We start from the raw sequence: 16,604 nt of genomic DNA on the forward strand, positions 1-16,604 counted from the left end.
TACGAGGCCGATATGCGACCGGAATCCGACCATCCGCGCGGGCGCTTCGCCCTGGAGGCCCGAGCGGACCGTCCCGACCTGGCCACGCTCTGTCTTCTGGTGGGCGCGGAGGCGGACCCCGCCCTGGGCGAGGCCGGTATCGACGCCGCCCAGGCCGAACTGGACCGGCTGGCGGGGCTGTTGCCCTTCGGTGTCCTCGGCGCGCGTGCCTGGGCCGTCGCGCTGGCGGAGCTGCTCGGCGAGCGGTGCGGTTTCGAGGGCTCCCCCGCCGAGTACCAGCGGCTCGATTCCTCGCTCCTGCCGGTGGTGCTGCGCCGGCGGCGCGGGCTGCCCATCCTGCTCTCCGTGGTCTGGATGGAGGTCGCGCGACGGGCCGGGGCCCCGGTGCACGGGGTGGCCCTGCCCGGCCATTTCGTGGTCGGCTTCGGCGATCCCGGCGAACGGATCCTGGCCGACCCCTTCGCCGGCGGGCGGCTGCTGACCGGCGCGGACACGGCGCGGCTGGTGGGCGAGGCGACGGGCGGGCCGCCGGAGGACGCCCTCTTCGCCCCGGCCGATCCCCTCGACATCGTCCTGCGCGTCCTGAACAACATCCGCGCCTGGGCGGCGACGCGGCCCGAGCGCACCGATGTGGCGCTGTGGGCGGTCGAACTCTCCCTGCTGCTGCCCGCCCACCCGGCCAGACTCCGTTACGACCGGGCCCAGCTCCTCGTACAGCGCGGGGAGTTCCTCCAGGGGGCGACGGAGCTGGAGGAGTACGCGCGGGTGGTCGCGGCGGTCGAGCCGTCGACGGCGGAGGCGATCCGCCGCCGGGCACGGGCGGCGCGGGCGATGCTCAACTGAGAGCACGAACACCACGAACACCACGAACACCTCGAACGACGACAGACAGCACAGACAGCACAGACAGCACAGACAGCACAGACGGCACGGAGCCCCCCGCCCGAGAGCGGGGGGCTCCGTGTCATCTGTGCCGTGTCCCGACCGAGAGGCCCTAGCTGGGGTCGAGATCGATCACCTGGGTGCGCTCGGCGGGTGTCGTGCCGAGCAGCGCCTTCTGCATCGCCTGGGCGACATCGTCGGCGGAGACGGGGTGCTCCTTGCCGTCCCCCTTGGTGATCGTGATGCCGTCGAAGACGCCTTCCAGCAGCTCCTCGATGGCCTTCTTGTCGTAGACCTCGACCAGCCGCCCGTCGATCGCCTTCATCGAGAGGATCTTCGGCAGCGACCTGGCGGGGCCGAACTGGATCTGCTTGCCCCCGGCCTTGATCGTGACCAGGTCGGACATCGCGGGCTTGGCGAACTCGTTCATCGCCCGGTCCAGCTCCGCCTGGGTGATCGTCGGATCGCGCTGGGCCACCGGCAGCTCGACGGGGTTGGCACGGCCCGTCTGGACCTGGGCGCGATAGGCGTCCCGTACCGAGATGATCGAGTGGCTGACGTCCAGCGCCTGGCCCGACTTGCCCGGTACGGCGACGGCGCGGCCCGGCTCGAACTTGATCGTTCCCTCGGTGGCCGACCCCGAGACACCGGCCAGATCGGTCAGCGCGACGCTGAGCTTCTCCTCGTCGACGGGGATCACCGGCTGGGCGATCCGCTCGCCGCCGAAGAGCGAGCCGATCACCGAGACCGGGTTGTAGTCGCTGCCGGCCGCGGCACGGACGGTCGCCTGGCTGTCCAGCCCGAGACCCGCCTTGTCCGGGGAGAGCTCCTCGGTCTTGCCGCCGACGCTGAGCAGCAGCGGCGCGGTGGCCCGCTCACCGAGTGCGGCGTCGAGCTTGATGACCGCCGCGTCACGGGTGCCGCCGCCGATGTCGACGCCGAGGACGGTGGTGCCCTTCGGTACGTCGGAGTGGTTCATGAGCAGGCCCGCGCCGTACACACCGCCGCCCGCCACCAGGGCGGCGACAAGAAGCAGCGCCAGCTTGGAGCGGCCCTTCTTGACGGGGGCGGGGGCCGCCGGGGCCGAGGACCGCGCGGGGGCGGCCGGTGCGGGCCCGCCGCCCTTCGTGGAGCCGACGGCACCGGGGAAGTCCGGCGCCGAGAAGTCCTGGTCCTGGGAGCCGGGGCCGCCGGGCCCGGGACCCTGGTCGGTGTGCGGGCCGGAGCCCGGGAACGGCGAGCGGTGCTCCGGCGGCACCACGGGGATGCCGCTGGTCAGCGTGTCGCCGGAGACATGGCCGCCGGGGCCGGGCTCGGGCGCGTGCTGCTGCGGGGTCAGCTCCGCCGTGTCGTCGGACATCCGCCGCGCACCGCCCTGGCCCGCCCCGGGCGGGGTGCCCGGCGACGAGGGCGGGGTGCTCAGCGAGGCGCCGCCGGTGACGGGTCCCGCGGTCGGACCGCTGGGACCGCCGGTCCCGCCCGGCCCGCCGGGGGGACGGATACCGAGCGCCGGTGTGGTGGGGCCGCCGCCGGGCCCGAAGCCGTTGGTCCCCTGGCCCGGCAGTCCCTGGCCCGGCAGACCGGAGCCGCCGGGGAGATCACCGAGCGGGCCGCCGCCCGTGGCCGGGTGCGACCGCGGCTGCGGGGCCTCGGAGTAGTCGCCGTAGTACGGGGTGTCCGCGCGCCGGTCGGCTCCGGGGCCGGCCTGCGCCGGTACGGACGCTCCCGTGGCGGCGGCGCCCGCGCCCATGCCCCCGCTGGCGCCGAGGCCCGCGCTCATGCCCGCGCTCGTACCCGTACCCGTGCCGGTGCCGCTGGAGGGCCTGCGCGGCGCGAACCAGTCGTTCGCGGGCTTGTCCCCGGCGGGCTTCTCGTCCGGGGCCTCGGCACCCGGGGCATCCGTTCTGTCCCGTCCCTGCTCCGGTACGGAGACGCCGCCCGTGCGCTCGACGGCCTTGACGCCCCGGCCGCCCGCGGTGTCGCTGTCGCCCACGGGCGTGCGCATCACGACGGGCGGGATCGGCCGCGAACCCGGGATGTTGATCCGGATGCGGGTGGTCAGCGTGGTCTCGGTTCTCGGCTCGTCCGGCTGAGGGGCGAGCGCGGTGTCGGCCTCCTCCGGAGCGTCCTGCCGGGGGTGCGGCGACGGATACTGGCGGGATCCGTACGGCGGTGTCCCCGAGGGGTACGCGGCTCCGCCGCGCCCCTGGGGCCCGGAGGACGAACTGTCAGTTTCACGACTCAAAGCTGGTTCTCCCGGTTGGCTCCGCCGCCCGTTCTTACTGGTACTCACTGTTCAGGTCCCCCATTGCCGAAGGCGAGGGGAAGGCCCGGAGCGCGCACCACCATACTGTCCTCCGCCGACCGACATCCGACGACCGTGTGAAGCTATGGTTCGCGGGCCGTGCGGAGAGGGGCAATTCAGTGGATGACGGGCGCGTCACCTCTCAAGTCGGCCGGACTTCGTGCCCGGTTGCGGCAACCGCGACATGGTGGCACACATCACAGCGACCACCATCCCGCCCAGCAGGTAGATGAGCGGTCCGACGCCCGCGGAGAAGGCGGCGTCGCCCTCCGGACGGCCGATGCTCAGCAGGACGGCCGCGATCAGCCAGCCCGCGGCGGGCGCTCCCACGCCCATCTGCGTACCGGTGAGGCGCAGTCCGCCGAGGAAGACCCCGGCGGTGGCGAGCAGCGCCAGCACCAAGCCGCCGGGGAACCAGCCGCCTTGGACGAGCGAGCCCGCGACGGCGACCAGGGCGCCGAGCACGGCGAGGCCCGCGTAGACGGCGGCACGGGCGGGCCGGGGCGGGGCCGTGAGCCCGTCGGCGGGATGGGAGTGCTTCTGCTCACTCATGCGCCGGCCCCGTCGGTCGCGGCGCCGGGGACGGCCGCGGGGTTCGCGGGGTTCACGGGGTTCGCGGGGTTCGCGGGGGCTTCCGCGACTCCGGCGAAGAGATCGCTCTCGCGTTCCCCCGCGGGGGCCCCGGACACCCCGTGCGCCAACTGGTAGTACTCGGCGGCGAAGATCGGCTGGCCGAGATCGTTGGAGAGCGCGAAGAAGGGCCCGTCCACGGCGATTTGGGTCGCGTGGGCCCGCATCGCGGCGGCCTTGCGCTCCCGGTACGGCGCTCCGTCGATCGCCGCGGTGATCTCCGAGTCGTCCACCACGCCCGGGATGTCGTCGATCTCCGCGACCCCGGGGAAGCCGGCGCCGGCGGCGCGGAGCCGCTCGAAGCCCTCCGTGGCCACCGAACGCGGCACCCGGTTCCAGTAGATCTTGTCGATCGCGTGCGGGGCGCCGGACCCGGGGCGGTACGCGCGCCGCGCCGCCAGCTCCGCGGCGCGCATGGCGACACGGTGGGCCTGGATGTGGTCGGGGTGGCCGTAGCCGCCCTTCGGGTCGTACGTCACCAGCACCTGGGGGCGCACCTCACGGATCACCTCGACGAGATGCGCGGCGGCCTCGTCGACCTCGGTGTGCCAGAAGGCGTTCTCGCGGTCGTTCTGCGGGAGGCCCATCATCCCGGAGTCCCGGAATCTGCCGGGACCGCCCAGGAAACGGTGGTCGGTGACCCCCAGCTCCCGCATCGCCGCGGCGAGTTCACCGATGCGATGGGTGCCGAGGCCGTCCTCGCGGTCGGCGGCGAGATGGGCGAGATCGGCCGGGATGATCTCGCCCTCCTCCCCGAGGGTGCAGGTCACCAGGGTGACCCGGGCGCCCTCGGCCGCGTACTTGGCCATGGTCGCGCCGTTGTTGATCGACTCGTCGTCCGGGTGCGCGTGCACCAGCAGCAGACGGCGGGCGGGTTGGTCGGTCATGGGGACAGCCTACGAGGCCACCCGTGGAACTCCCCGGCCGGCGGACGGCGGCCGGGGAGCGTCGAGCAGGAAACGTCGGGCGGGAAACGTCGGGCGGGGCCGGCGGCGTGCGGAGGACGCGCCGGCCGTGGTCGGGGCCGGGGACCGCGGTCAGCGGCCGGAGCGGGAGGTCAGAACTTGATCCCGCCGATCATCCCCGCCACGTTCGTGGTCAGTTCGCTGATGGTGGGCGCGATGGACGAACTGGCGATGTAGAACCCGAGCAGCATGCAGACCACCGCGTGACCGGCCTTGAGCCCGGATTTCCGGACCAGCAGGAAGACGATGATCGCCAGCAGCACCACCGCCGAAATCGAGAGTGCCACGGCGGTTCACCTCCATAAATATCAGTCGGGAAAGAGCGGCATGCATGTGCCTGCAGATTCCTACCCACCTTGCGCTACGGATCATAACTATCCGTACGTACGCATCGGTCGGTGCACGGCAGCACAGGGGGGCGCACGGGCACTAGTTTCGGTCGTATGACCTTGAGCCACGAGCACTCGTTCCCACGCCGGCACGCCAGGACCATGCGGTTCACTCTGGGCGCCCCCCGGGCGTTCACCGTCTCCCCCGACGGAGCGCGGGTGGTCTTCCTCCGCTCCGCCTCGGGGACGGACCGCGTGAACGCCCTCTGGGTGCTCGATCTCGAAGGCCCCGGACCCGAGGGGCGGGAGCGGGTCGCCGCGGACCCCAGGGGGCTGCTGGGGGGCGCGGAGGAGCGGCTCTCGCCCGAGGAGCGGGCCCGCCGCGAGCGGAGCCGCGAGGGGGCGGGCGGCATCGTCGGCTACGCGGTGGACAGCGCAGTCGAACTGGCCGCGTTCGCGCTCTCCGGACGGCTCTACGCGGCGGAGCTGCGCGCCGGCACCACGCGCCAACTCCCCGTGCCGGGACCGGTGATCGACCCGCGGCCCGCGCCCGACGGACGGCACATCGCCTATGTGACCGCGGGGGCGCTGCGGGTGACCGGCGCGGACGGGGAGGGCGACCGCGAGCTGGCGGGACCCCGCCGGAGCGCGCACGAGGGCGACGAGGGGGACGAGGGGGACGAGGGCGACGACATCACCTACGGTCTCGCGGAGTTCATCGCGGCCGAGGAGATGAGCCGCACCCGGGGCTACTGGTGGTCGCCCGAGTCGGACCGGCTGCTGGTCGCGCGGGTGGACACCGCGCCGGTGCGGCGCTGGTGGATCTCCGATCCCTCCCGCCCCGACCGGGAGCCCGCCCGGGTCGCCTATCCCGCGGCGGGCACGCCCAACGCGGACGTACGGCTCTTCCTGGTGCCCCTCGGCGGGCCGGACGACGGGCCGCCGGAGCGTACGGAGGTGGTCTGGGACCGGGCACGGTACCCGTATCTGGCCCGGGTCCACTGGTCGTCGGCGGGCGCTCCCCTGCTGCTTGCACAGAGCCGTGACCAGCGCGAACAGCTCTATCTGGCGGTGGACACGGAGACCGGCGCGACCAGGACCGTGCACCGGGAGGAGGATCCGGCGTGGCTGGAGCTGTTCCCGGGGGCGCCGGCCTGGGCTCCGGACGGGCGGCTGGTGCGGCTCGCCGACCAGGGCGGCGCGCGGGTCCTGATGGTCGGCGACCGGCCGCTGACCGGGCCGCAGCTGCACCCGCGCGCGGTACTGGACATCGGTGACCGGGATGTCCTGGTATCGGCGTCGGCCGGGGAGGCGGCGGGGGATCCGGAAATTGGCCAGATTCATGTGTACCGGGTCAATGAGCTGGGGGTCGAACGGGTCTCCTCGGCGCCGGGTGTGCACACGGCCGTCCGCGCGGGCGAGGTGTCCGTCCTGGTGTCGTCCGTACCGGACACGGCGGGGTCGTCCGCGCGGGTCCTCAGGGGCGGCGAGCGGCTCGCCACCATCGCCTCGTACGCGGAGAAGCCGGGGCTCACGGCCCGTCCGCGGCTCACGGAGGCGGGCGCGCACCGGATTCCCTGCGCGGTGCTGCTGCCCACCGGCCACCAGGAATCGGACGGTCCGCTTCCGGTGCTGCTCGACCCCTACGGCGGTCCGCACGGCCAGCGGGTGGTCGCCGCGCAGAACCCGCATCTCACCTCGCAGTGGTTCGCCGACCAGGGGTTCGCGGTGATCGTCGCCGACGGCCGGGGCACCCCGGGCCGTTCGCCCGCCTGGGAGAAGGCGGTCGAGCGGAATCTGCTGCTCAGCCTGGACGATCAGATCGAGGCGCTGCACGGCCTCGCGGACCGGTTCCCGCTCGATCTGGAGCGGGTGGCGATCCGCGGCTGGTCCTTCGGCGGCTATCTCGCCGCCCTGGCGGTCCTGCGGCGCCCCGATGTCTTCCACGCGGCGGTCTCCGGCGCCCCGGTCACCGATCTGCGGCTGTACGACACCCACTACCAGGAGCGGTATCTCGGCACCCCCCAGGAGGCCCCCGAGGTGTACGACGCGCACTCGCTGGTCACGGACGACGGGCTCTCCTCGCCGCAGTCCCCCGTACGCCCGCTGATGCTGATCCATGGGCTCGCGGACGACAATGTGGTGGTGGCACACACGCTCAGGTTCTCGGCGGCACTGCTGGCCGCCGGGCGGCCCCATGAAGTACTGCCGCTCACCGGTGTGACGCATATGACACCGCAGGAACAGATCGCGGAGAATCTCCTGCTGCTCCAGGTCGACTTCCTGAAGCGGTCCCTGGGCCTGGAGTGAGGCGACCGGCCGGGGCTCTCAGAGCCCCGGCCGATCTACGGCACCCGCACGGCCGTACGTTGTTCAGCGTGACGCGTTCGTATATCGGTGCCGGGTCCGCCAAGTTGCCTGCGTGTTAACGAAATTGATGTGTTTTATTACGTTTCGCCCCCCTCGGCCGATACGCTCCGTCGCTCCTCGGCGAAATGACAGGCCGAGGGGTGGGCGGCCGGCCCCTTCTCTCCCAGGAAGGCCGCCGGGACCTCCGGGACCGGTTCCTCCACCGCGCACCGCTCCCGCGCCTTCCAGCAGCGGGTACGGAACCGGCAGCCGGACGGAGGATGCGCCGGGGAGGGGACCTCGCCCGCCAGGATGATCCGGTCCCGGTGCCCGCGCGCCGCCGGATCGGGCAGCGGCGCCGCCGAGAGCAGCGCCTGGGTGTAGGGGTGCGTCGGATGGTCGTAGATCTGTGTGTCCGTGCCGATCTCGGCCAGCCGCCCCAGATACATCACCCCGACCCGGTCGGAGATATGGCGGACGATCGACAGGTCATGGGCGATGAACACATAGGAGAGCCCGAACTCGTCCTGGAGCCGCTCCATCAGATTGATGACCTGCGCCTGGACGGAGACATCGAGGGCCGAGACCGGTTCGTCGGCGACGATGATCTCCGGCCGCAGGGCCAGTCCGCGGGCGATGCCGATGCGCTGGCGCTGCCCCCCGGAGAACTGGTGCGGATAGCGGTTGAGGTACTCCGGATTGAGCCCGACCACGTCCAGCAGTTCCCTGACCCGCCGGCGCCGGTCGCCCTTCGGCGCCACCTCGGGATGGATCTCGTACGGCTCCCCCACGATGTCGCCGACGGTCATCCGCGGGTCGAGCGAGGTGTACGGATCCTGGAACACCATCTGGATATTGCGGCGCACCGCCTTCAGCGCGCGCCCCGACAGCCCGGTGATGTCCTCGCCCCGGTACCGGATCCGCCCGGCTGTCGGCCGCTCCAGGCTCACCAGCATTCTCGCCAGGGTCGACTTGCCGCAGCCGGACTCCCCCACGATGCCGAGGGTCTCGCCGGGAGCCAGGCCGAACGAGATCCCGTCGACGGCCCGTACCGCCCCGATCTGCTTCCCGACCAGCACACCCCGGGTCAGCGGATAGTGCTTGACCAGGTCCTCGACCTCCAGAACGGCCTCAGCCACCGAGCGTCTCCCTCCAGAAGTAGCAGGCGCTGCGCCGGCCCTCACCGGCGTCGAAGAGCGGCGGCTCGTCCGTCCGGCAGACGTCCCGGGCGAGCGGGCAGCGGGGGTGGAAGGCGCAGCCGGGCGGGATGTCCAGCAGATTCGGCGGCAGCCCCCTGATCGCGTACAGCTCCCGGCCCTTGCGGTCCGGCCGCGGGACCGAGTCCAGCAGCCCGCGCGTGTACGGATGGGCGGGCGCCCGGTAGAGGTCGCGCACCGGGGCGGTCTCCACGATCCGTCCCGCGTACATCACCGCGATCCGGTCGGCCACATCGGCCACCACCCCCAGGTCGTGGGTGATCAGGATCAGTCCCATGCCCAGCTCGCGCCGCAGCTCCGCGAGCAGATCCATGACCTGGGCCTGGACGGTCACATCGAGCGCGGTGGTCGGCTCGTCGGCGATGATCAGCGCGGGCTCCAGCGCGAGGGCCATCGCGATCATGACGCGCTGGCGCATACCGCCGGAGAACTGGTGCGGGTAGTCGCCCACCCGGTCCCCGGCCGCCGGGATCCCGACCCGGTCCATCAGCTCGACGGCCCGCTCCCGCGCCCGCCGGCGGGACATCCCCCGGTGCACGATGAACATCTCGCCGAGCTGGGTGCCCACGCTGAGCACGGGATTGAGCGCGGACAGCGCGTCCTGGAAGATCATCGCCATCTCGGCGCCCCGGATCCCGCGCCGCTGCTCCTCCTTGAGCTTCAGCAGATCGCGGCCCTGGAAGAACACCTCACCGCCGGAGATCCGGCCGGGCGGCATGTCCAGGATCCCCATGACGGCCTGCGCGGTGACGGACTTGCCCGAGCCAGACTCACCGAGCACGGCCAGCGTCTCCCCGGCCGCCACGGCGTAGCTGACGCCGTTGACGGCCCTGGCGACGCCGTCGCGGGTGCGGAACTCCACCCGCAGATCACGTACGTCCAGCAGCATGGGCGGGACTCCCTAGCGCAGTTTGGGGTCGAGGGCGTCGCGCACCGCGTCGCCGAGCATGATGAACGCGAGCACGGTGACCGCCAGCGCGCCGGCCGGCCAGAGCAGCATGTGCGGTGCGTTGCGGATGTACGGCGAGGCGTCGGAGATGTCGATGCCCCAGGAGACGGTCGGCGGCCGGAGCCCCACGCCGAGGTACGAGAGGGTGGCCTCCAGCGCGATGAACGTACCGAGCGCGATGGTCGCCACGACGATCACCGGCGCGACGGCGTTGGGCAGGATGTGCCGCACCATGATCCGCGCGGGGGAGGCGCCCAGCGCGCGGGCCGCCTGGACGAAGTCGTTCCGGCCGACCGTGATGACGGACCCGCGCGCGATCCGGGCGATCTGCGGCCAGCCGAGCAGCACCATGAAGCCGATCACCGGCCAGACGGTGGAGCCGGTCACCACGGACAGCAGGACGAGACCGCCCAGCACCACCGGGATCGCGAAGAACACATCGGTGATCCGGGAGAGGACCGCGTCCCAGGCCCCGCCGAAGAAGCCGGCCAGGCCGCCCAGGACCGAGCCGGCCACGGCGACCCCGAGGCTGGCGAGCACCCCGACGACGACCGAGGTCCTGGCGCCGTGGACCGTACGGGTGTAGACGTCGCAGCCCTGCCCGTTGAAGCCGAAGGGATGACCGGGCCGGGGGCCCTCCTGGGCCAGGGCCAGATCGCAGGAGAGCGGGTTGCGGCTCGCGATCAGGGACGGCCAGACCGAGATGACCACCAGAAAGACGATCACGAGCGCCGAGACGAGGAAGACGGGGTCGCGGCGCAGATCGTGCCAGGCGTCCGACCACAGACCGCGTGGCCGCCCGGTGGGCGCGCCCCCCTCGGGGCTCGCGGGGCGCCGCTCCGGGACGGTTCCCCCGTCGGCGGCGAGGGCGGTGGCGGCGCCCGCCCCGGCGGCGGCGGTCCTCGGTCGGGTGCGCTGCGGTTCAGGCATACCGGATCCTCGGGTCGAGAACGGCGTAGAGGAGGTCGACCAGCAGATTCGCCAGCAGGAAGACGAGGACGAGCACGGTCACGAAGCCGACGACGGTCTGGGTGTTCTGGCGCAGGATGCCCTGGTAGAGCTGGAACCCCACGCCATGGATGTTGAAGATCCGCTCGGTGACGATGGCACCGCCCATCAGCGCGCCGATGTCCGTGCCGATGAAGGTGACCACCGGGATCAGTGAGTTGCGCAGCAGGTGCCGGGTGATCACCCGGTGTCTGGGCAGTCCCTTGGCGACGGCCGTACGGACATAGTCGGCGCGGGCGTTCTCGGCGATCGAGGCGCGGGTCAGCCGGGTGACATACGCCAGGGAGACCGACGCCAGCACCAGTCCGGGCAGGAGCAGTTCACCGAGCGGCGCGGCGTAGGAGACCGACGGCTGGACGAGCTTCCACTTGACGCCGAACACGAGCTGCGCCAGCAGTCCGGTGACAAAGGTCGGTACGGCGATGACCACCAGGGTCAGCAGCAGGACGGAGGTGTCGACGGGGCGGCCCCGGCGCAGGCCCGTGACCACCCCGAGGGCGACCCCGACGATGATCTCGACGACGACGGCCACCAGGGTGAGCCGGATGGTGACCGGAAAGGACGACGCCATCAGGTCGATGACCTTCTGGCCGTTGAACGCGGTCCCGAAGTCGCCCGAGAACACATGGCCCATATAGGTCAGATACTGCTGCCACACCGGCCGGTCGAGGCCGAACTCCTGGCGCAGCCGGCCCTCGGTCGCCGGATCGCACTGCCTCTCGCCGCACAGTCCCGCGACGGGGTCGCCCATCACATGGACCATCAGGAAGATCAGCAGGGTGGCGCCGACGAAGACGGGGATCATCTGGAGCAGTCGGCGGATCACATAACGTCCCATGAGGTGCTCCTGCTCCGGGGGTCGTGGGTCCGAGGGGCGTGGGCGCGGGCGGGGGTCGTGGGTCCGGGGGTCGTGGGCGCGGGGTTCCAAGGGGGGAAGGGACGGGCCGCCGGGGTCAGCCGACCCTGATCTCGGGGTAGACCGGGACGCTGAACGGGTTCAGTTCGACATGGGAGATCCGGGCCGCGTAACCGGCGCTCCCGTTCTGGTACCAGAGCGGGATCCCCGCCATCTCGTCCCGTACGACCTCCTCGGCCTGCTGGAACTTACGGACCGCCGTCGTGGTGTCCGGGTCTGCGTTGGCCTCGTTGACCAGCCGGTCGAACCGGGCGTTGGTCCATCTGCCGTCGTTGGACGAGCCGTTGGAGTAGTAGAGCGGCTGGAGGAAGTTCTGGATCAGCGGGTAGTCCATCTGCCAGCCCGCCCGGAACGGGCCGGTGAGCTTCTTCGCGGCAATTCTGTTGCGGAAGTCCGCGAAGGTGCCGACCGGGCTGCCGGCACAGGCCCGGTCGTCGCCCAGCGCGTTGTTGACGCTGTTGCAGACCGCGTCCACCCACTCCTTGTGCGACCCGGTGTCGGCGTTGTACGTGATGGTGAGCCGGCCGCCGGGAAGACCGCCGCCGGCCGCGATCAGCCTCCTCGCCGCGGCCGGGTCGTAGCCGCAGGCCCGCCCGCAGAGCCCCGGCCGGTAGCCGCCGGCCGCGCCGAGGACCGGGGAGGTCCAGTCGGTCGCGGGGGTGCGGGTCCCGTGGAAGATCCTTTCGGTGATCTGCCGACGGTTGATCGCCATGGAGAGGCCGGTGCGGACCTTGACGGCGCCCGGGGTGTTCCAGGCCCGGTCGTAGTACGGGAAGGACAGGGACTGGAGGATCCCGGCGGGGGTGTTGATGTAGCGGCCTTCGAGGTCGGCCCTGACGTTCTTGAGCTGCGCGGCAGGGATGTCGTCGACCAGATCGAGATTGCCGGAGACCAGGTCGGTGTAGGCGGTGTTGCCGTCCGTGTAGACCCGCAGATCCACTCCGCCGTTGCGCGGTCTGTCGCTGCCCGGATACCCCTTCCAGGTGCGCAGCGACATCTGGGCGCCCCTGGTGTACTTCTCGACCGTGTACGGGCCGTTGCCGACCGGCCGGGCGAGCCAGGCGTCGTGGTCGTCGAAGAACGCCCGGGGCAGCGGCGCGAAGGCCGCGTACCCGAGGGTGTCCGGCCAGGTGGAGAAGCGCTGGGACAGCGTGACGGTGAAGGTCCGGGGGCCGGTGACGCGCAGGCCCGACAGGGTGGACGCGGTGGGCCGGCCCGAGGCCGGATGGACCTGGGCGTACCCCTCGATGTACTCGAAGAAGTAGGCGTTCTTCTGGTTGTTCCTGAGGTCCGCCCCGTAGTTCCAGGCGTCCACGAACGACTTCGCGGTGACCTTCTCCCCGTTGCTGAAGGTCCAGCCGTCCTTGACGGTGACGGTGAAGTGCGTCGAGTCCGTGGTGTCGATCCGCTGGGCGAGGGCGTTCTCCGCCCTGCCGGTCCTCGGGTCGTACTTCTTCAGGCCCCGGAAGATCATGTCGAGGACCTTGCCGCCCTGGACCTCGTTGGTGTTCGCGGGCTCCAGCGGGTTCTGCGGGTCGCCCCAGGAGGAGGACAGCACTCCGTCGGGGCCCCCGGCGGCGCCGGCGGCTCCCCCGCCGCAGGACGCCGTGGTGAGGGCGACGGCCACCGCGCAGGCGGCCCGTGCGACCTGGGCGGCTCCACGCATCGACATGCCTCCTCACCGGGCGCCGGTCCTCCGTGTCCCCCAATACACCCCACGCGGTGATCATCCGCATGTTTATGGCGGCTGTACGTGCGGCCCGGCAACACGAAGCCCCCGGATGCCCGATGAGGGGGCGTCCGGGGGCCGGCACCGCCGACGGGCCGTCAGACCGCGGGTCTCACACCGGAAGCGTGATCTCCCAGGTGTCCACCGAGAAGTGCGGCCCCATGCCGTTGGCCTCGTACAGCCTCAGCGCTCCCGTGGCGTTCCTGGTGTCCACCCCGAGGCCGACCACCTCGCGGCCCAGTGCGGCGAAGACCCCGAAGGCGTGGTGCAGCAGATACCCGCCGAGGCCCCGGCCGCGCGCCTCCTTGACCACACCGATATTGCTGATCCAGCCCTTCGACTCCCGGTCGTTGCGGGTGATGAGCAGACCCGCGTCCCCCATTCCCTCGACGGCGGCGATCCAGACCAGGGACCAGTCGAACCGCTCGGCGTCCAGGTTGTCCAGCCACTGCCGGTAGGTCAGGGGCTGGTGGTCGAAGTGTTCGGCGAAGGTACGCTCGCTCAGCTCGTGGGCGAGCCGGCGGTCGGCCTCGGCGCTGCACGGCCGCAGGGTCACCCCCGGCGGCGGCACGGGCACCGGGCAGCTCTCCGGGGACACCTCACGGGTCATCACGTGATACCGCCGTACGCGCTGCCAGCCGCGTCCGGTGACGAGCGCGGTGTCCAGGACCGGGTCGGTGTTGAGCTGCATATGGACGACGGCGCGCCCCGCGCCGTTCTCCCTGGCGCGCTCGGCGGCGCGGGCCTCCATGAGATCGAGCAGCCGGACCGCCGCGCCGTCGTGGTCGGGCAGCGCGTAGTGGTCCATATCGATGCGCTCGGCGCCCGAGTCGTCCCAGACCAGTCCGTACCCGACCAGCTCGCCGTCCTCGTGGGCCAGCCAGGAGTTGCGCGGGAGGTCCGCCTCCGGGTGCCGGAGATCCGCCGCCACTTCGTTCAGATCGGTCTCGGGCCGGCCGATCTCGATGGTGTCGATCGCGTTCAGCAGATCACGGATCGCGGGCGCGTCGTCGAGTGTGGCGGGGCGTATCGAAAGAGCCATGGGCCCACTGTCCGGTGGCCGGGACGCTCACGCAACGGCATTTCCGGCGGTCAGGCCCGGCGGCCGCCGTCGGACACCGGCGTCCCCCGCCGGCCTCGTGGGAGGGTGGCCCGTATGGAGGACACCGACGTGAGAAGGCTGCTCGACCGCTTCGGGGCCGACCTGGGCGCCGTGCTGCCCCCGGTCGCGCTCTGGGCGCACGGTTCCCTGGCCCTGGGGGACTTCCGGCCCGGCCGGAGCGACCTCGATCTGATCGCGCTGGTCGGCACCGGACTCACCGGCGCCCAGGAGGAGCGGCTGCGGGCGGTCCATGAACGGCTGGTCGCCGAGATGCCGTTGGGCTCCGCGCTGCACTGCACGTATCTGCCGCTCAACGAGGTCACGGACACCGGACGGCAGCATCCGACATGGGCGCTCGGTGAGTGGTTCGCGCGCCCGGTGACCCCGGTGACCCGCCGTGAACTGGCCCTGGGCGCACGGGTGCTGAGCGGTCCGCCGCCGTCCGGGCTGCTCCCCGGGGTGAGCGACACGGAGCTGGCGGACTTCATCCGCGCCGATCTGCGGGGGTACTGGCTGCCCGTCACCGCCAAGCCCGCGCTGTGGCTCCAGGACGTCTGGGTCGACGCGGGCATGCTGACCCTCGCACGGGCGTCGGTGACCCTGCGCGCGGGCCTGCTGATCACCAAGCGGGAGGCCCTCGACGAGCTGCGCGCGCAGGGGGCTCCGGCTCCGGTCGTCGACGACATCCAGCGGCGCAGATACGGGACGGGGGACTACGGGACGCGGGACGGGGATCACGGAGGCGGCCGCGGGGGCCGCCCCGCCGGCGGTCTTGCCGGGGACCCGGCCGGGGGCCCGGTGTCCGAGGAGTGGCCGGCCCGCCGCGCCGAGCTGGCACGGGAGTTCGTACGGCAGGGGATCGAGCGGGTGCTCCGGCAGCACCCGTGATCCAGCCCCTGATCGGGCCCGTGACGCGGATCGCGGACCGGATCACGGAGGGGGCGCGGACCGGATCACTGAACCGGATCGCGGTCGACACGCCTCGGGCCCGCGCCCGAGGAAGCTCCTCGGGCGCGGGCCCGGACGTCGTATCGGCGCCGCGTCGGCCGCGGCACACCACCGCGGCGGCTCACGCCTCCTCGGACAGCTCCTTCTCGATGGCCACCAGCGCCGGGTCCAGGACGACATCCTCGCCCCGTGCCTCCGTCGTCGGGTCCTCCGGGAAGTGGCAGGCCGTCAGATGACCCTCGCGGTTGCCCGCGATCTGGATCAGCGGCGGCTCCTGCGTCGCGCACTTGTCCTGGGCCTTCCAGCAGCGCGTACGGAACCGGCAGCCGGACGGCGGCATGATCGGCGAGGGAACGTCACCGGCGAGCCGGATCCGCTCCTTCTTGTCCAGGTCGATGTCCGCCTCGGGCACCGCCGACAGCAGGGCGTGGGTGTACGGGTGACGGGGGCGCTCGTACAGCGAGTCGCGGTCCGCGACCTCCACCACCTTGCCCAGGTACATCACGGCGACCCGCTGCGAGAAGTGCCGCACGATCGCCAGGTCGTGGGCGATGAAGACGAAGGCGATGCCCAGGTCGCGACGGAGGTCCTGGAGCAGATTGACGACCTGCGCCTGGATCGAGACGTCGAGGGCGGAGACCGGCTCGTCCGCGACGATCAGCTTGGGCTCCAGCGCGAGCGCGCGGGCCACGCCGATGCGCTGGCGCTGACCGCCGGAGAACTCGTGCGGGAAGCGGTTGTAGTGCTCCGGGTTGAGGCCGACGATCTCCAGCAGCTCCCGCACCCGGGCCTCACGGCCACCGGGCGGGTTGATGCCGTTGATCTCCATCGGGCTGGAGATGATCGAGCCGACCGTCTGCCGCGGGTTCAGCGAGGCATACGGGTCCTGGAAGATCATCTGGATCTCGGACCGGATCGGCGCCAGTTGCCGGCGGTTGGCGTGGGTGATGTCCCGGCCGTTGTACTCGATCGTGCCCGCGGTCGGCTCCAGCAGCCGGGTGAGCAGCCGTCCCGTGGTCGACTTGCCGCAGCCGGACTCACCGACGAGGCCGAGGCTCTCGCCCGGGTAGACGCTCAGGTCCACGCCGTCGACCGCCTGGACCGCGCCGACCTTCCGCTTGATGGGAAAGCCGCCGTAGATCGGGAAGTGCTTGGTCAGGCCCTTCACTTCGAGCAGCGGCTCGGTCGCCGGGACCGCGTCACCGCGCGGTGCGACCGCGCCCGATACGGGTGTGGTGGTGTTCTTCTCGCTCATGGTCATTGCCCCAGTTGCCG

The 16,604-nt window shown here is 72.0% G+C and carries 14 protein-coding genes; 3 read left to right on the plus strand and 11 right to left on the minus strand.

Translation table 11 applies throughout. The features are described from left to right. Window positions 1-12: 12 nt before the first annotated feature. On the plus strand, window positions 13-843 hold the full coding sequence (locus ACFYYH_RS04580; protein ID WP_388545805.1) for a tetratricopeptide repeat protein: 831 nt from the start codon (window positions 13-15) through the stop codon (window positions 841-843). A gap of 151 nt (window positions 844-994) precedes the next feature. Here the strand turns inward: ACFYYH_RS04580 and ACFYYH_RS04585 are convergent, their stop codons facing one another. From ACFYYH_RS04585 to ACFYYH_RS04600, 4 genes are all read right to left on the minus strand, one after another. Then, window positions 995-3,127 carry a hypothetical protein gene (locus tag ACFYYH_RS04585; protein ID WP_388545808.1) on the minus strand — a complete coding sequence of 711 codons (2,133 nt, stop codon included), beginning with the start codon at window positions 3,125-3,127 and terminating at the stop codon, window positions 995-997. Between the two features lie 195 nt (window positions 3,128-3,322). Next, a complete protein-coding gene (locus ACFYYH_RS04590; RefSeq protein ID WP_388545811.1) occupies window positions 3,323-3,739 on the minus strand; it encodes a DUF6113 family protein in 417 nt (138 codons plus the stop codon). Then, window positions 3,736-4,704: an N-acetyl-1-D-myo-inositol-2-amino-2-deoxy-alpha-D-glucopyranoside deacetylase gene (gene mshB, locus ACFYYH_RS04595; protein ID WP_388545813.1), complete on the minus strand. Its 969-nt coding sequence runs from the start codon at window positions 4,702-4,704 to the stop codon at window positions 3,736-3,738. Before mshB ends, ACFYYH_RS04590 begins: the two co-directional genes overlap by 4 nt. Before the next feature lie 170 nt (window positions 4,705-4,874). Further along, a complete protein-coding gene (locus ACFYYH_RS04600) occupies window positions 4,875-5,069 on the minus strand; it encodes a hypothetical protein (RefSeq protein WP_046497980.1) in 195 nt (64 codons plus the stop codon). A 156-nt stretch (window positions 5,070-5,225) separates the two neighbouring features. Between ACFYYH_RS04600 and ACFYYH_RS04605 the strand changes: the two genes are divergently transcribed. Then, window positions 5,226-7,421, plus strand: coding sequence for a prolyl oligopeptidase family serine peptidase (locus ACFYYH_RS04605; protein WP_388545816.1), 2,196 nt, complete (start codon window positions 5,226-5,228; stop codon window positions 7,419-7,421). 137 nt (window positions 7,422-7,558) lie between these two features. On the opposite strand, the gene ACFYYH_RS04610 is transcribed toward ACFYYH_RS04605, so the two are convergent. From ACFYYH_RS04610 to ACFYYH_RS04635, 6 genes are all read right to left on the minus strand, one after another. Beyond that, a complete protein-coding gene (locus ACFYYH_RS04610) occupies window positions 7,559-8,644 on the minus strand; it encodes an ABC transporter ATP-binding protein (RefSeq protein ID WP_388545819.1) in 1,086 nt (361 codons plus the stop codon). Beyond that, on the minus strand, window positions 8,592-9,566 hold the full coding sequence (locus tag ACFYYH_RS04615) for an ABC transporter ATP-binding protein (protein ID WP_388545822.1): 975 nt from the start codon (window positions 9,564-9,566) through the stop codon (window positions 8,592-8,594). The genes ACFYYH_RS04610 and ACFYYH_RS04615 overlap by 53 nt, the downstream gene beginning before the upstream one ends. A 12-nt stretch (window positions 9,567-9,578) precedes the next feature. Next, on the minus strand, window positions 9,579-10,556 hold the full coding sequence (locus ACFYYH_RS04620; RefSeq protein WP_388545824.1) for an ABC transporter permease: 978 nt from the start codon (window positions 10,554-10,556) through the stop codon (window positions 9,579-9,581). Beyond that, complete coding sequence (locus tag ACFYYH_RS04625; RefSeq protein WP_388545827.1) at window positions 10,549-11,472, minus strand: ABC transporter permease; 924 nt, start codon at window positions 11,470-11,472, stop codon at window positions 10,549-10,551. The genes ACFYYH_RS04620 and ACFYYH_RS04625 overlap by 8 nt, the downstream gene beginning before the upstream one ends. 115 nt (window positions 11,473-11,587) lie before the next feature. After that, complete coding sequence (locus ACFYYH_RS04630; RefSeq protein WP_388546335.1) at window positions 11,588-13,216, minus strand: ABC transporter substrate-binding protein; 1,629 nt, start codon at window positions 13,214-13,216, stop codon at window positions 11,588-11,590. Window positions 13,217-13,391: 175 nt separating this feature from the next. Further along, a complete protein-coding gene (locus tag ACFYYH_RS04635) occupies window positions 13,392-14,321 on the minus strand; it encodes a GNAT family N-acetyltransferase (RefSeq protein ID WP_388545829.1) in 930 nt (309 codons plus the stop codon). A gap of 114 nt (window positions 14,322-14,435) precedes the next feature. Between ACFYYH_RS04635 and ACFYYH_RS04640 the strand changes: the two genes are divergently transcribed. After that, complete coding sequence (locus ACFYYH_RS04640; RefSeq protein WP_388545832.1) at window positions 14,436-15,269, plus strand: hypothetical protein; 834 nt, start codon at window positions 14,436-14,438, stop codon at window positions 15,267-15,269. A gap of 181 nt (window positions 15,270-15,450) precedes the next feature. Here ACFYYH_RS04640 and ACFYYH_RS04645 read toward each other — a convergent pair whose 3' ends face one another. Beyond that, window positions 15,451-16,584, minus strand: a complete 1,134-nt coding sequence (locus ACFYYH_RS04645; RefSeq protein WP_388545835.1) for an ABC transporter ATP-binding protein — start codon at window positions 16,582-16,584, stop codon at window positions 15,451-15,453. Window positions 16,585-16,604 lie beyond the last annotated feature (20 nt).

This window comes from Streptomyces sp. NPDC002018 (assembly GCF_042890865.1).
Classification (GTDB): domain Bacteria; phylum Actinomycetota; class Actinomycetes; order Streptomycetales; family Streptomycetaceae; genus Streptomyces.

Bases quoted from the DNA above. Each gene is read 5' to 3' on its own strand.
- ACFYYH_RS04580 (WP_388545805.1), top strand. From the start codon at position 13: ATGCGACCGGAATCCGACCATCCGCGCGGGCGCTTCGCCCTGGAGGCC.
- ACFYYH_RS04590 (WP_388545811.1), bottom strand. From the start codon at position 3,739: ATGAGTGAGCAGAAGCACTCCCATCCCGCCGACGGGCTCACGGCCCCG.
- mshB (WP_388545813.1), bottom strand. From the start codon at position 4,704: ATGACCGACCAACCCGCCCGCCGTCTGCTGCTGGTGCACGCGCACCCG.
- ACFYYH_RS04605 (WP_388545816.1), top strand. From the start codon at position 5,226: ATGACCTTGAGCCACGAGCACTCGTTCCCACGCCGGCACGCCAGGACC.
- ACFYYH_RS04615 (WP_388545822.1), bottom strand. From the start codon at position 9,566: ATGCTGCTGGACGTACGTGATCTGCGGGTGGAGTTCCGCACCCGCGAC.
- ACFYYH_RS04620 (WP_388545824.1), bottom strand. From the start codon at position 10,556: ATGCCTGAACCGCAGCGCACCCGACCGAGGACCGCCGCCGCCGGGGCG.
- ACFYYH_RS04625 (WP_388545827.1), bottom strand. From the start codon at position 11,472: ATGGGACGTTATGTGATCCGCCGACTGCTCCAGATGATCCCCGTCTTC.
- ACFYYH_RS04630 (WP_388546335.1), bottom strand. From the start codon at position 13,216: ATGCGTGGAGCCGCCCAGGTCGCACGGGCCGCCTGCGCGGTGGCCGTC.
- ACFYYH_RS04635 (WP_388545829.1), bottom strand. From the start codon at position 14,321: ATGGCTCTTTCGATACGCCCCGCCACACTCGACGACGCGCCCGCGATC.
- ACFYYH_RS04640 (WP_388545832.1), top strand. From the start codon at position 14,436: ATGGAGGACACCGACGTGAGAAGGCTGCTCGACCGCTTCGGGGCCGAC.
- ACFYYH_RS04645 (WP_388545835.1), bottom strand. From the start codon at position 16,584: ATGAGCGAGAAGAACACCACCACACCCGTATCGGGCGCGGTCGCACCG.